This is a genomic window from Algoriphagus sp., assembly GCF_030694375.1.
GTDB lineage: Bacteria > Bacteroidota > Bacteroidia > Cytophagales > Cyclobacteriaceae > Algoriphagus.
The window spans coordinates 359,609-372,469 of record NZ_JAUXYL010000038.1 but is presented as its reverse complement, the minus strand read 5'-3'; the positions used below and the strand labels follow the sequence as shown (position 1 = coordinate 372,469).

Below are 12,861 nucleotides of genomic sequence, written 5' to 3'. Positions count from 1 at the left end.
TTCTCATGGGCATTTTAGGACTTGGGTTTGGTTAGCAATTTTCTTGGCTCTATCCTCCTCGCTTTTTGGATTTGAAAGGGTAATCTCTCCGCTGATTTTCCGCTGGTTCAGCTTTCGGAAGGCAAGCATATTGGAAGACATGTCCAGCTTGTATTGCCACTTTTTAAGGATATCTCTCATTTCAAGCATGATTCTGTGATACATCAGAATCCGTTGTCCTCTTTCCATATCCAGGCTCTTTGCAAATTCATATCGCTCCGAAAGCGAAGCCATGTTGTTTAAGTACCATTGGTAAGCCCCATGATCAGTCATGTAATGGATTACTTCCGCAGGAACACCCTGAAAAGCAGTGGCTTCAGGATTTTCCAGAGGCCTGAGCTCTCGCTTATAGTAGAATTGATAAAGAGGATCTGTCGCTGAAAAAGCTCCTGAAATGCGAGCCATTTCAGCCGTTGCCAAGTTTTTGACCGTATCTGAGTGCTGCTTGTAGTAGTTAGAAGAAATCTGCATGGCCGCTGCCAATCCCAGCCTTTGAGTCTGTTCTCCCCTTGGAGATAATGGCCTTCGGTCCAGATCCGGGTAATTGGGGTGCAAGCCCCAGGTGATATACCAAATCGGATTCGTTGGGATTCCGAGCAGTCTATTGGGTTCAGGATAGAATTTATCCTCATCCCACTGCTTATAGACCATCCGTTCCTGCTGAGCGACAATCGCTTTATCATGGATTGGAGTCTGTCCGTAGCTGTGAATACAAACAGAAAAAAGGATCAAAAATGAGAGAGTCGGCTTCATCGGGTAAGGATTTTCTGTTTGATGATGATTTCATTGATCAATCCTAAATCACGATTGATATAGGCTTGGTAAGGATTGAGGGATCGGATTATCCCATTGGTCTTGGCCCAGTAGATGCTGTTTTTTGCAGCTAGTACCAAAGCAAGAATTACCTGTAATTCCTCCTGTACCGAATCAAGAAGCTCGTCCCGGACATTGTAATTCATCAGTAGATTATCGCCCTCTTTGAGAATAAGTGATGAAACTTCCGTAGCCAGGTTGAGACTTCTGGTTTTTGCCTGGCCCGTGTACTCTTCGACAAAAAGAAAAAGGATGGGATTATCGCCAGCCAACTGGAATGCCTCTGCGGAAATGGAACTGATATCCAAGACAGTCTCAGCTATCATCCTTACCTGTATTGCATCCTTGAACCCTTCATTGATTTGGGTGAGGGAGTTGACAATCATGGTTTGAACCAGTGCCAGGCTGGATGAATTGAGAATGATATCATCAGTGTTTTGCCTGATGATATCCAAAGTTTGGTGATACCCTATTTCACTGACATTTCGTACAGCAGCGTTGGCATTGACTATCGAAAAATGCTCTTTGTCAAATACCACGGTCTGGGGATAAGATTCAACAGCCACGAAACACATGAAAAGAAAAAGGAGATTTTTCATCGGATTAGGGTTTTGGCGTTTTGAATGATTTCTTCTACCAAGGCCATTTCCGTTGCTACATACTGTAGGTAAGGATTGATTCCTCTCTTCCTTTCGAGATAGTGCTGAAGTGATTTGGAAACGGTGTAGGAAAGTCCGTTGATCTCCCTCAGCTCGTCCAGAATATGTTGGAAAAGGATTCTTCTTTCCGAAACTTTCATCTGGTTGACCACTCCGATACTTGCCGAAAGGCCAAAGAGATAATTCAAAAGTGAATAGGATCTTTCGACGAAAACCCGTTCCGACTCTACCGCAAAAAGTACTAATTCCGGATTTTGGCTACAGTAGAAAACGATTTGCTGCTGGTTATCAATAATGGAATTGACCAAGGGCTCAGCCGCAGCACCAATTCCAAAAGCATCGATGACAATGGAGAGTTTGGCAAATCGGTCCTGGACGGCTCGGTATTTCTCCTTTACAGACTTGACCAAATTGGTATTGACCTCCTCGTTGACCGAGTTCCTTCCCTGATTTCCTTTTGCCTCTTTTTGAAGGTTATATTCAGACTTGGATTCCTCGACTAGCTGGTGGAGAAGGGCCACATTGGTTTGAGCAAAACTCATCCCAAGGGTTGCCAAAAAAACGAAGGGTAAAAGCCAAAAAGATTTCATGGTTGGAGGGTTTTGGCTTTTCTGGCTATATCCTGCGCAAGCTGGATATCTACGTTGATGTACCCTTGAAAAGGATTTAGAGCCCTCACAAATCCTTTCATCTGAGCAAAATACATGGCTCGATACATGCCATAAGAGTAGGATCGCAGGATGACCATCTCAGTCAAAATCTGATTGATCAGTTTTGACCGCTCACCTGCATCCATGAGATTGTTTTCTCCTCCCTTCAACACAAATGAACTGACCTCCAAGGCCAAAGAAGTTGCCCTTTGCTGAAATAGGGTAGCATTCCGTTCGGCAAACAGGAGTAAAGCGGGATTCTCTCCGGCTAAGTCCATCACCTGGCTAAGGTCACTTGAAATCCCGGTGGCTATTCGAGCGATTTCCTGCACATTGGAAAGGTTGGTCAAAATCGAACTGACCTCAGAAAGTCCTTTGTAGATTTTGTCCTGCATCGTATTGACAATGGTCAGGTTTCCGGTAATCGCCAGCTGTCCCCGTTCAATCAAAGTCAATCGTTCATTAGTGGCATTCAGCTGAGAATTGATGACCGCAGAATGTGCCGCCGTTGCTCCTGCTACCGCTGGATCCACATAGATAGTTTGCCCTAAGGCAGATCCCGAGAGGATCAGAAATACCAGTATGTTCAAGCTTTTCATCTTTGTAATGGTTAAAAAGTGGCAGTTAGTGTTTCTCTTACCGGGGCCCCTTGCTTGTTGACCTCTCCAAAAAACTCATGGAGTGAAAGCTCAGAAGCCTTAAAATCCTCGACAAAAGCGTCCAGTCCCATTTGGTACCCTCTAAAGGCTTGGATATAGATTTCGATGGCTGATTTTTCTGGCTTTTCCGTGGTATAGGTCAGGTATTGGTACAAGGAAACTTCCACCCCATACACCTCACCGGCAGATCCTCTTCGGATATATACTTCCTTGAATCTTCCCCTGCCCTCATGATTATCCAGCTGATTGATCGTGAAGATCTTTTTCCTTTCATTTTCATTGATGGAAAGCAGGGAGGCGATTTGAGAATAATTGTCTTTGAATTTTGTCTGATCCAAAAGACAGATCGTATCCGAATTATTGATAATACTGTCTTTGACTACCGCATTTCCGATGATATCTCCCAGCTCTTGGGTTACCACTATGGCTTCCCCCCAGAATTTTCGGACTGTTTTATAGAGGTATAGAATGTAGCCTGCCATGAGCGGGGAGGCTATGGCCTTCCAAGCTTCTTCGATGATGAGTGCCTTCCGGTATTTGGTTCGGAACCTCATTTTCTGGATGAAAACATCCATGATAATGAGTGTCACAATCGGGAAAAGCACCTTGTGCTCTTTGATGCTGTCAATTTCAAAAACCACAAAAGATTCGGTAAACAAGGACTGGTCAACTTCCTCATTGAGTAGGTTTTCAAACTCACCTCCCTTGTAAAACTTCTTGAGTACAAAGCGGAATTCTTCAAGTTCAAATCCAATGCTTTCACGCTCTTTGATTTCTGGGATTTTCTCCAGGGCGAATTCATAAAAGCTGTTGAAGCAAAGCCGATCGATAGTGCTTTCCTTGGAGAAAAAAGAGGAATAGTAGGCCGAGATCGTATTGGAAATAACATCGGCTTCAACCTGAGAGACTGTTCCTTCCGCTGTCTTCCACAAGAGGGAAATCAGGGTCAGGAGATAGTCTTTCTTCTCGATGTTGTACTCTTCTTCAGTAATGGAAAAAGGGTTGGTGGTTATTGGCTTTTCCTCGGTGTAAGTGATGTATTTCCCTTGGTAGTATTGGCAAAGTCCGGAATACGAGTGGCCGGTATCGACAATGACTACATCCATCAGCCACTTAGGATTGGGCCGCTTATTCCACATGCAATACTGCTCGATCAGGGCATTCATAAAGAATGATTTCCCCGAACCGGAAGGCCCCAGTACAAACTTGTTTCGATTGTTGATCCGATTGGTTTGCATCGGCAAATCAGCGGGATCAATCTTCAAAGGGATTCCCTGTCGATCCGTAAATCGGATTTGGAATCCACTTATCTCATCCTTGTTCAGTGACTCCTTCAAGAAAAAACATAATGCAGCATCCGATGTGGTCAGGAAGTAATCGTAAACTTTCAACTCAGCGGTATTGCAGGGAAGCAGTGTCCTGAAAAGCTCCAGTTGGTTATAGGAATTTTTATTGGCCACAATGCCCTGTTGGAAAAGGGAGGATTCCACATAATTACAAGCTCCTTGGATGTGCTCCTTCTTGGCAGAAACAACCACATTGAAGTGGCAATTGACCAAAAGCTGGTTATGTCTGGCCACGTCTTCCAATAGCCTGTCGATATCTTCCACACAGATATTATTGGCTGGATCGGGTATCCCGGAATGCCGCTTTCGCTTCAATTCAAGCTTGGTAAGCGTTGATCTCTGCTCAATAATTTCAATGACCTGGTTATAAACTATGGTTTGGAAATTAGGGACATCGAAAAGGAAGGCCATATTATCAACAGGAAACCCTTTGAGGCTATCCTTATCGTTACGCTCCAAATGGGTGGTCACCTTTTCCGGTAGTTCTACTTTGTCGGTATCTACCAAAGTGATCGACCGAAAAGCTCTTTCTCCGCTTTCCACTTGGCTTTCTTCAGCAAGCAGGTTGTCCAGCACAATCTTTTCCTCGTGGAAGTTCATGCTGAGAATCCGTTTCACATATCGGTCAGTCTCAATTCTTGAGAGTGCCTCTGTCTTGATTCCTGCACGTTCAAAAAGGTCGGTCACCTTTCCCAGTGTCTGAATAAAGTCCATTACTGACTTTTGACTGTATCTGCCTTTTACCCGTTTGGTAATCACCAAAAATGTCTTCATTGAAGTATAGGGCCGCCCCTGGAAATGGTCATCATACTTTTGCTGTAGGTATTCTTTTGAGGATTTTTCGCTGTAGGTCTTTCTGGAAAAAATGTCCTGCTTTTGGATCAGATGCCCTTCACCAAGTATTTTGATCAGGTTGGTGTATAGCTGATGAAAGGAATCGTACTTGGAAGAATCCGCTGAATATTGCAGGACAGGATTGTCCAATCCAAGGATGACACCATAGTCACCCTTCAGATTGAATAGACAATGAAAACCATGGATCTGATCTTCAATCCCCAGATAGGGAAGCTTAAATTCATTCCTTTTTTTCCCAAACATGATTACTTTGATTTTAAGGATGTAGCGATCTGAAATACCCCTTTATACCTTGTTTTGCTATGCAGGCCTTTTTTCTGTTGCTGAGAGGTGATGAAAAGTCCGGTAGTCATGACTGATAGGGTAATCACCCCACCTAAAACCATACTGGTTAAGCTTCCGATTAATCCTCCTGAGACGACCGCGATAACTAAAGAAGCGACTCCCCATCCGATGTATTTTCCCTGAAAGCCCCGATATATAAGAGGCTTCTGAAGCCCCTTATATATCGGAAATTGCTTAGCCATCAGACACCGAAAAACGCTTTGATGATCACACTGACCAAGACCAAAAACAGGCAGGAGCCGCCCCATCCCATCAATTCTTTATTGATGTCTTGATCACCGGAATTCCATTTGATGTAAACTCTTACGCCTCCTATCAGCCCTACTACCGCCCCAATAACAAGACAGAGACTGGCTACGGGATCCACATAGGCGAGTAGAGACGATTCTGCTGCGACAATTCCCTGAACACCTTGGGCTCTGGCGGCTGTAGTTGCAAGCATCACAAACAATGCGCTTGAGATCATTTTTTTGGTTCTGTTGAACATGGTGTTTATAGTTTAAGTGAGAAAATATTGACTGTTGATTTTGCTTTTTTTGGGGTGTCAAATCAGTGGGACAGCATACAGTCCGCTGAGAAAAAAGCCAATAGTGGCCAAGAATAGGCAGGCTCCGAACCAACTGATGACCTGAACATCGATCTGATGTCTTCCCATTTGCCAGTTGTTGTAAACCCGAAGACCGCCAAGCAATCCTGAGACTGCGCCCACGACAAATGAGAGTCTGGAAATAGCGACATAGAAACTTTTCATATCGGTCTCGACCTCCTGAAATTTTGAAACTCCCGGAGGGGATTGGCCATAAGTCTCCGATCCCGACAAAAAGAATAAGAGGGAAAGGAGAGCACATAGGAATAGCCGATGAAGGAGCTTCATGAGAACACGACTTTCTTTTTCATTTCAATACTGCCTTCCTTGGCAAGGACAAAGAGGGAATTGAGCGTAGTCACCCCTCCTGTAGATTTGACTGGGCTGGGATCATTGATTTCAAATTCGATATCTTCTGAATCCTCCTCGCTGTTGACCCATACTTCCGTCTGGGAAGCAGATTCTGTCTTGGGCTTCACAGGATCAGGCACCGGGTCATTATCCTCAATCACCGTTGGACTTTCATCAAACTCATTGAGGTCCGTCTGGAATGTGTAGGCATTCCCTGCCGACACTTCTGAAAGTTGTGGTTTGCGCAAAACATCGAAGACGACATTTACCGCATAGTACACCACATAGAAAAGGGATAGGTATAGAAAGAAGTCTGTCCAGCTCATGGCTATAGTTTTTGTATGGATTGTTTGATTTCATTGACCAGTTCTGGATTATTTTCCAGAAAGTCCCAGCACAGGAAATTCACGAAGGAGGTCACGTCCACTCCAAAAGTGGGACTGATTAGCTTCAGTACTTCCTCCGTTCGAGCGTCCATCCGAATCAGCCTTTTGGAATCTCCGTTTACTTCAAAATTCTTGATGGCCTCTATCAGCTCATGGATTCCTTGGCTTCCGATCTTGTCAGTCTCATTACTTTTAGACTTTACCAAAGGCTTTACCTCAGGTTCAGGCAATACCAATTCTGACCTTACTCCTTGGACAAGTTTGCTTATGTAGTCCCCGTTTGCCATGGCTAATCTGCTTCTATATGGTCATCAAATAATTTGTTGAAAATGGGATCCAGGATAGGCACAAGCGATTCCGGAGTGTAGGAGGTAGTGAGTCTTTGGAAGTCTATCCGATCCGATACCGGGGAGGTCAATTCACCAAACTGGCCAAGTGCCTGATTGACGCTCTCCAAGGTTTCGTATTTGACTGATGTTTTGACTCTGTTGGGGATTAGGATAATCCGGCTTTCAGGATTCACCTTTTTGACCACGTAGCAAAATTCAAACGTGCTGGTGACGCTGTATTCATCGTAGCAAAAAGGGCAGATGATCAATTCAGACTCCTTGAGTACCGGCACCAGGTTGTCGTCATCCATTCTCCCAGCAAGATCAATCACGGTGAGAATTTTAGGATCTTGAGCAGCTCTTTTCTGGATAGACTTGAATCCTGGAATATTCGATAGCTCAACTTCATACAACTTCTCATTTTCTAAGAGGTCCGAATTGAGATACTTGTTGTAAAGTGACTGTTGAAAGTCCATATCAAAGACTTTCACCTTTCTTTTCCTTTTCTGGACGGCAAAATTTGAAAACAGCACCGCGAGCGTACTTTTTCCCACTCCACCTTTTTGGTTTGCGAATAGAATGATCATGGCTATCTTTTTATCTAGTGATTTCATTGTCTCCCTTGCGCTTTTTGCTTCTTTTCCTACCGTGCACAGCTTCATCATCGATGTCATTGGCGATTTGGAGTACAAGAACCAGGTCAAAAATCTCTTGACTCTGTATGGCTCTATGGGCTTCGCTATCTTGGAAGTATTGACTTAATGCCAGCTGCTGCTCGGCAGAAAGAATGTCACTGGCAGCGATATCTCCTTGGGCTGTTTTCAGGTAAGAATTCCCATCTCTATTCTCCAACTTCAAAGCGTGGTGTTCCAAGCCTTGCCGAACTGTCGAGAAATCATTGAGAGCAGATTGGAGCCTTACTTTTGCCTCGATCAAATCGATCGGCTTATCCTTGTTCGGTTTCTGGGATTGATAGGATTTACGTTCACCTTCCTGTTCAAAAAATCGCTGGATTGGGAATACTTCAATGCCTTTAAAAATGATCTTATTGGCATGGTCAATCAGGGAATAACCATAAGGCCTTTTTCCATCTTTGCCATGGAATACGAGCTGAACCCCAAATTTATCCCGTATAAAATCACCTAGATCCGATCGATACCCGGTTTGGTTTCCTTTTTTACCGCCGGGTTTAGGTTCAAATAGACAAGTGAGCTTAGTTTGGTAGACCTTGGAATATCTATCCAAAATCGCTTTCAGCTGTTTTGCTCGATCCTTATCCAATTGATAGGATTGGATCTTTTGGTTGAATTCTGAAACAGGAATCTGACCTTGAACTGAACCATATTTGATCAATTCTATCTGCTCACCTTTTTCCCTCACCTTGAATCCCAAGTTTTCGAGGATTAAGAATCCTTGGGCTTTGGTACTGAAGCGAAACTCCATCAAGCTATCCGCAGCTTTCACTGCTTCATGCTTGGGATTGAGTCTCATGATCTCATTGATTGCTTCTTGTGCCCTTAGCTTCTCAAATGAATCACTGATCTTTTTGCCATCCCGATCAATTCTCGATGACACAATATGAACGTGGTTATTTGCCGTATCCTTGTGAAAAACGATCAGGAAAGGGTTATTCCCATAGCCCATTTTATCTATCCATTCATGGGCGATTTCTGTCAGCTCTTCTTTGGAATACTCCCTGCCCTTGCAGCTGATCATGGCATGAAACTGCTTGTCCTTGACGAGTGCATTTCTGTTCGAATGAGTTATCAGGTAATTTTTCACCTCATTCGGCCCCACATCCTTGGTGTCCTGCAAATACCCAAAATTCCGGAGCCTAGTCAGCTCTCCCTTTTCATTTTGGGTTTTGTTCGTGTTGTAGGTCACCCCATTAAATGAACTTGCGCTGGAAAGGATTTTAACTCTCATTTGATTGCCTGATAAATCTGTTTCAAAAACTTGTTCATGAAGTCCCTATGCTCAAGATGCTTGGCCATCTGTTTGGTGTGATTCAGAAAAATCTCCGGGGAAATTTTGTCTCGATACGTATTGGCATGCTTGGCCAACTGGTTGATATTATTGTTAACCCTAGCCTGTTCGGCAACCACCTTATCAATTGCATTTAGGATTCCCTTGGTGTCAATGATCTTGATCGTTTCAGAGCTAAGCTTCATTCTGATCAAGTGACTCAAAGACACACCAAGGGACCTACTTTCCTCCTTCAATCGGGTAAAAACATCCGGCTTTAACCTGACAGATACCCAAGAGAGATTTTCTCTTTTCTCCTTCATGGCTACATGTTGATGGGGGTAAAGAATTGGATTCTCTAGGCGAAAAAAAATACCTAGAACTGCGTAAATGCGATAAATAGGCATATCTGCGTATAGAAAATCGCCTATACGCAGATATGCTTAATCAATGGGTTCGTCCCTTAAAATCTGTTTTATGAATAGGAGTTTAGGGCGTTGATCAGCTCAACTCGGTTTTTGCTGTCCGCCTTTTTAAAAATCGTCTGAAGGTGTTTGTTGACTGTTCTTTCTGAAATAAAAAGTACTTCTGCGATTTCTTTGCTAGTAAGTCCTTGGGCTACTTTCTCAACCACTTCGCACTCTCGCTTGGTAAAGCCCAATTCAGCACATCGTTGGCCGAAAAAAGTACTGGGATCAATCGGTGGCCTCTGGTCGGTATCATTGATTTTTGCAAATACCTTTCTGTTTTCGAAGATCATCTTTCGGATAAACAAAAAAGTAATGATGATAAAGCCACCATTTGTGCAAATTACTTCCACAAATTGGGAAGCATCGACATAGCTAAAAACTGGCAGCAATACCCAAGGCACCGCCGCAGAATAAGTCAAAATTGCTTCCAGTGAATTTTGAGACCCCTCAAATTTCTTTCTAATACTCAGAAAAATGATCACGATCAGATAAATCGCATAAACCAAAGGGATCGCCAATCCATACCAAATGGTTGCGGGAAGATCACCCAGTAATGGAAGCCCAATACAAAAGAAAAGCAGGAATGGAGCTATTAAGAATATCCAGACCCCAATTCGCGCATTCCACCTCAAATCATCCAGTTCGAAAACCCGATAAAAATAGTATGGAAAATATGCTCCCATTACAAACCCGGTTCCATAAGCCAAGTTGATCTGAAGATTCAATGAAATAGGGAGCTCTGGATCTGGGAACAAGCCACCTGCAATATTGTAGATGATCAACAATCCCAAAAGGATCAAATAGTATTGTCGATTCTTTTCAGCAGGATTTTGGAGATATAAAACCAACTGAGAAACAAAAAATAGCACCTCACACACGACAAAAATAAATGTCGCCAGATGCATGTCAGTTCCAAACACTGTCATAGCAAATCCTTTTTGTAGAAGTAAAATGGAAAACCAAATTCATCGGAAGATGCATAAACTGAGAATCCGAAATTCTCATACCATCTGAAATTTCGCTCGGTGGAAGTTTCCAGGCAGACAGGTAGGTTCTTTTTCTTCGCCAACTCGAGTACAGATTTGAGAAGCATAGATCCTTCTCCTTTACCTTGGTTCTCTGGCTCTACACCGATAAACCAAACGTAAAGAAATGGCTCATTTGGTTGGACCCTTTCGATGCTTGATTCCCTTTTGAGCACCTTCGAAATTTTTGAAATTCCAATTCCCTGGAGAGCCAGTTTTAAGTCCCAAATCCATAGATTAAAAGACTTTCGCTTTCGGTTAGAATACTTGATCAAGACGCATGATTTTCCACTTTCGGAGATATACACCTCTCCGTTTTCCAGACAGTTTGCCAAACTGTACTCCATCAAAATTCTCCTGGAAGTGGCCGAATTACCAACCACAAAATCAACCGATTTATTGCCTTCAAAAGAATTCACTAAAATAGTAATGACTTTTTCTCGATCCTGTTCAATGAATTTTCTCATGGTTCAGTCAATTTAAATTTTACCGAGTTGCGAGGTTAAATCCCTCCATTTTGAATGATTCAGCAAAGAAACATCGGAATGGCAAGTGCGTGTTTGTGAAAAAAATTCGGCAGAATTTGTGTCACAAATACACAACTTGCAAGGAACACGCAAAAGGTTCCTCAACACGCTCTTTCAATTTTACATGCTGAAAAAAGCAAAGATATTTCTTCAACATTCCTCAAACCCACCACTTTCCCGCGAGGAAAAAAAGGTGCTAAAATTCATGGCCTGAGATTAAATCAAGCCCATTTTTCAAAACCAGAATGATGCTTTTATCACTTGAAAAAAGACATCGAAATATTCCTATATCTGTACATATCTATATATAGATATACAGATATGTATATATTCAGAAAACCAATAATTGCCTCACAAAATACATTTGTATGTATATATTTGCCTTAGAGGATCAAGTTATGATCTGCAAAACAGAAAAAGGACTATATTCAATTTCACAGATAACACTTTCTTGATTTAGGCTCTGAACTTAAGATATCAACTAATGAAAAGGTCTGGAAGATCATCCCAATCGAACAATCCGAAAAGACCAACGGATAATTCCTTTTGAATATATCTATTTTTAAAAATATATGGTTTTGCTATATTATTAAAAAAATTTATCGTTTAAAAATAAGAATCACTCATAAATGACTGAAAATCAACGCCTAAAAATCATCCGGAAATTCTTAAAAGAAACCCAAGCAGATTTCGGGGCTTCTTTGGGCTTGACTCAGGCAGGATATTCAGACATAGAACGAGGCAAGAACAACGTTTCTGGAAAGATTAAGATCCTCCTAAAGCGAGAACATAACATCAACCTAAGTTGGTTAGCTACGGGTGAGGGAGAAATGTTTATTACCACCATCGAGGATAGTGAAATGGACTCGGACAAACTAGGGAGCGAGCAAAACTTTTTTGACCGGCTCCAAGCAGAAATCGAAAGACTTCAAAATGAAGTGAAACGCCTAGCTGCTGAGAATAACTCATACAGTGAATTGGTGCGATCAAAGAACCTGATCATCGAGAACTTGGAAACCAGAATTAATCAAAAGTAAATACATATTTATATAAATACTTTTTTATGGAAAAATGTTTTCATATCTTTAGTTAAAACCAAAGAGCCATGAAAACAATCTCCATCATGAATCACAAGGGAGGAACTGGTAAAACCACCTCCTCCATAAACATCGGTGCTGGGCTTGCCAAAAAAGGTTTCAAAGTTTTGTTGTTGGATATCGATTCCCAAGCAAACCTGACTGAGGGACTGGGAAAAGGTGATCCTGAATTATCTGTTTATGATTCCATTCGGGAGAATAAAAAGTTACCGATCCTTAATGTCTCCGAAAACCTGGACTTGGTTCCCTCCTCCATCGATCTGTTGGGAGCTGAAATGGAGATTGTATCCAAAATTGGAAGAGAGCAAATCCTCCATAAACTCCTAAAGCCTATCCGCTCAGAATACGACTACATCATCATTGACTGCCCTCCTTCGGTTGGGTTATTGACCGTCAATGCCATGGTAGCGAGTGACACCATTTTGCTACCATTACAAGGAGAGTACTTTGCTTACAAAGGAGTGGACCGGCTTTTGGGCATAGTGAAAGAAGTCCGGGACAACCTAAACGATAAATTGGAAATCGGTGGAGTGTTTATTACCCAAATCAACCCAAACCGAATCCTGACCAAAACCATTGTGGAGAAACTCACCGAGGATCTCCAGGATAAAGTGTTCGACACCAAAATCCGAATCAACGTAGCATTGGCCGAAGCACAGCTGCAGGGACAAAGCATATTTGACTATGCACCAGACTCGAACGGAGCTAAGGATTATGAACTGCTGGTCGATGAAATTTTAAGCAAGTTAAACTGATAAA

The 12,861-nt window shown here is 42.5% G+C and carries 17 protein-coding genes; 2 read left to right on the top strand and 15 right to left on the bottom strand.

Going from position 1 to position 12,861, the window contains the following annotated elements; all coding sequences use genetic code 11:
• Positions 1-3: 3 nt before the first annotated feature.
• The 15 genes from Q8M62_RS13445 to Q8M62_RS13375 all read right to left on the bottom strand — a co-directional run bounded on the left by Q8M62_RS13445 (position 4) and on the right by Q8M62_RS13375 (position 10,945).
• Entirely contained in the window at positions 4-792 is a 789-nt protein-coding gene (locus tag Q8M62_RS13445; protein ID WP_103923814.1) for a hypothetical protein, read from the bottom strand.
• Complete coding sequence (locus Q8M62_RS13440; protein WP_103923813.1) at positions 789-1,451, bottom strand: hypothetical protein; 663 nt, start codon at positions 1,449-1,451, stop codon at positions 789-791. Before Q8M62_RS13440 ends, Q8M62_RS13445 begins: the two co-directional genes overlap by 4 nt.
• On the bottom strand, positions 1,448-2,101 hold the full coding sequence (locus Q8M62_RS13435; protein ID WP_103923812.1) for a hypothetical protein: 654 nt from the start codon (positions 2,099-2,101) through the stop codon (positions 1,448-1,450). Before Q8M62_RS13435 ends, Q8M62_RS13440 begins: the two co-directional genes overlap by 4 nt.
• Complete coding sequence (locus Q8M62_RS13430; protein ID WP_103923811.1) at positions 2,098-2,760, bottom strand: hypothetical protein; 663 nt, start codon at positions 2,758-2,760, stop codon at positions 2,098-2,100. Before Q8M62_RS13430 ends, Q8M62_RS13435 begins: the two co-directional genes overlap by 4 nt.
• Positions 2,761-2,771: 11 nt before the next feature.
• Positions 2,772-5,264 (bottom strand): TraG family conjugative transposon ATPase, encoded by a 2,493-nt coding sequence (locus Q8M62_RS13425; protein ID WP_103923810.1) that lies wholly within the window; start codon positions 5,262-5,264, stop codon positions 2,772-2,774.
• Positions 5,265-5,266: 2 nt separating this feature from the next.
• Positions 5,267-5,548: a DUF4133 domain-containing protein gene (locus tag Q8M62_RS13420; protein WP_077353341.1), complete on the bottom strand. Its 282-nt coding sequence runs from the start codon at positions 5,546-5,548 to the stop codon at positions 5,267-5,269.
• Positions 5,548-5,853 carry a DUF4134 domain-containing protein gene (locus Q8M62_RS13415; RefSeq protein WP_103923809.1) on the bottom strand — a complete coding sequence of 102 codons (306 nt, stop codon included), beginning with the start codon at positions 5,851-5,853 and terminating at the stop codon, positions 5,548-5,550. Before Q8M62_RS13415 ends, Q8M62_RS13420 begins: the two co-directional genes overlap by 1 nt.
• Before the next feature lie 57 nt (positions 5,854-5,910).
• On the bottom strand, positions 5,911-6,240 hold the full coding sequence (locus Q8M62_RS13410; RefSeq protein ID WP_103923808.1) for a DUF4134 family protein: 330 nt from the start codon (positions 6,238-6,240) through the stop codon (positions 5,911-5,913).
• Positions 6,237-6,629, bottom strand: coding sequence for a hypothetical protein (locus tag Q8M62_RS13405; RefSeq protein WP_103923807.1), 393 nt, complete (start codon positions 6,627-6,629; stop codon positions 6,237-6,239). Before Q8M62_RS13405 ends, Q8M62_RS13410 begins: the two co-directional genes overlap by 4 nt.
• Before the next feature lie 2 nt (positions 6,630-6,631).
• Entirely contained in the window at positions 6,632-6,976 is a 345-nt protein-coding gene (locus Q8M62_RS13400; protein ID WP_103923806.1) for a hypothetical protein, read from the bottom strand.
• Positions 6,977-6,978: 2 nt separating this feature from the next.
• Positions 6,979-7,632, bottom strand: coding sequence for a ParA family protein (locus Q8M62_RS13395; protein ID WP_246388494.1), 654 nt, complete (start codon positions 7,630-7,632; stop codon positions 6,979-6,981).
• Complete coding sequence (locus Q8M62_RS13390; protein WP_103923805.1) at positions 7,616-8,944, bottom strand: relaxase/mobilization nuclease domain-containing protein; 1,329 nt, start codon at positions 8,942-8,944, stop codon at positions 7,616-7,618. The genes Q8M62_RS13395 and Q8M62_RS13390 overlap by 17 nt, the downstream gene beginning before the upstream one ends.
• On the bottom strand, positions 8,941-9,306 hold the full coding sequence (locus tag Q8M62_RS13385; RefSeq protein ID WP_103923804.1) for a plasmid mobilization relaxosome protein MobC: 366 nt from the start codon (positions 9,304-9,306) through the stop codon (positions 8,941-8,943). The genes Q8M62_RS13390 and Q8M62_RS13385 overlap by 4 nt, the downstream gene beginning before the upstream one ends.
• A 152-nt stretch (positions 9,307-9,458) precedes the next feature.
• Positions 9,459-10,379 (bottom strand): helix-turn-helix transcriptional regulator, encoded by a 921-nt coding sequence (locus Q8M62_RS13380; protein WP_103923803.1) that lies wholly within the window; start codon positions 10,377-10,379, stop codon positions 9,459-9,461.
• Positions 10,376-10,945 (bottom strand): GNAT family N-acetyltransferase, encoded by a 570-nt coding sequence (locus Q8M62_RS13375; protein WP_103923802.1) that lies wholly within the window; start codon positions 10,943-10,945, stop codon positions 10,376-10,378. The genes Q8M62_RS13380 and Q8M62_RS13375 overlap by 4 nt, the downstream gene beginning before the upstream one ends.
• Before the next feature lie 689 nt (positions 10,946-11,634).
• Here Q8M62_RS13375 and Q8M62_RS13370 point away from each other — a divergent pair.
• Entirely contained in the window at positions 11,635-12,042 is a 408-nt protein-coding gene (locus Q8M62_RS13370; protein WP_103923801.1) for a helix-turn-helix domain-containing protein, read from the top strand.
• Between the two features lie 68 nt (positions 12,043-12,110).
• Entirely contained in the window at positions 12,111-12,857 is a 747-nt protein-coding gene (locus tag Q8M62_RS13365; protein ID WP_103923800.1) for a ParA family protein, read from the top strand.
• Positions 12,858-12,861 lie beyond the last annotated feature (4 nt).

Coding starts and splice junctions, on each gene's coding strand:
- Q8M62_RS13415 (WP_103923809.1), bottom strand. CDS start 5,853: ATGTTCAACAGAACCAAAAAAATGATCTCAAGCGCATTGTTTGTGATG.
- Q8M62_RS13440 (WP_103923813.1), bottom strand. CDS start 1,451: ATGAAAAATCTCCTTTTTCTTTTCATGTGTTTCGTGGCTGTTGAATCT.
- Q8M62_RS13395 (WP_246388494.1), bottom strand. CDS start 7,632: ATGAAATCACTAGATAAAAAGATAGCCATGATCATTCTATTCGCAAAC.
- Q8M62_RS13405 (WP_103923807.1), bottom strand. CDS start 6,629: ATGAGCTGGACAGACTTCTTTCTATACCTATCCCTTTTCTATGTGGTG.
- Q8M62_RS13385 (WP_103923804.1), bottom strand. CDS start 9,306: ATGAAGGAGAAAAGAGAAAATCTCTCTTGGGTATCTGTCAGGTTAAAG.
- Q8M62_RS13410 (WP_103923808.1), bottom strand. CDS start 6,240: ATGAAGCTCCTTCATCGGCTATTCCTATGTGCTCTCCTTTCCCTCTTA.
- Q8M62_RS13425 (WP_103923810.1), bottom strand. CDS start 5,264: ATGTTTGGGAAAAAAAGGAATGAATTTAAGCTTCCCTATCTGGGGATT.
- Q8M62_RS13430 (WP_103923811.1), bottom strand. CDS start 2,760: ATGAAAAGCTTGAACATACTGGTATTTCTGATCCTCTCGGGATCTGCC.
- Q8M62_RS13435 (WP_103923812.1), bottom strand. CDS start 2,101: ATGAAATCTTTTTGGCTTTTACCCTTCGTTTTTTTGGCAACCCTTGGG.
- Q8M62_RS13400 (WP_103923806.1), bottom strand. CDS start 6,976: ATGGCAAACGGGGACTACATAAGCAAACTTGTCCAAGGAGTAAGGTCA.
- Q8M62_RS13420 (WP_077353341.1), bottom strand. CDS start 5,548: ATGGCTAAGCAATTTCCGATATATAAGGGGCTTCAGAAGCCTCTTATA.
- Q8M62_RS13375 (WP_103923802.1), bottom strand. CDS start 10,945: ATGAGAAAATTCATTGAACAGGATCGAGAAAAAGTCATTACTATTTTA.
- Q8M62_RS13390 (WP_103923805.1), bottom strand. CDS start 8,944: ATGAGAGTTAAAATCCTTTCCAGCGCAAGTTCATTTAATGGGGTGACC.
- Q8M62_RS13365 (WP_103923800.1), top strand. CDS start 12,111: ATGAAAACAATCTCCATCATGAATCACAAGGGAGGAACTGGTAAAACC.
- Q8M62_RS13370 (WP_103923801.1), top strand. CDS start 11,635: ATGACTGAAAATCAACGCCTAAAAATCATCCGGAAATTCTTAAAAGAA.
- Q8M62_RS13380 (WP_103923803.1), bottom strand. CDS start 10,379: ATGACAGTGTTTGGAACTGACATGCATCTGGCGACATTTATTTTTGTC.
- Q8M62_RS13445 (WP_103923814.1), bottom strand. CDS start 792: ATGAAGCCGACTCTCTCATTTTTGATCCTTTTTTCTGTTTGTATTCAC.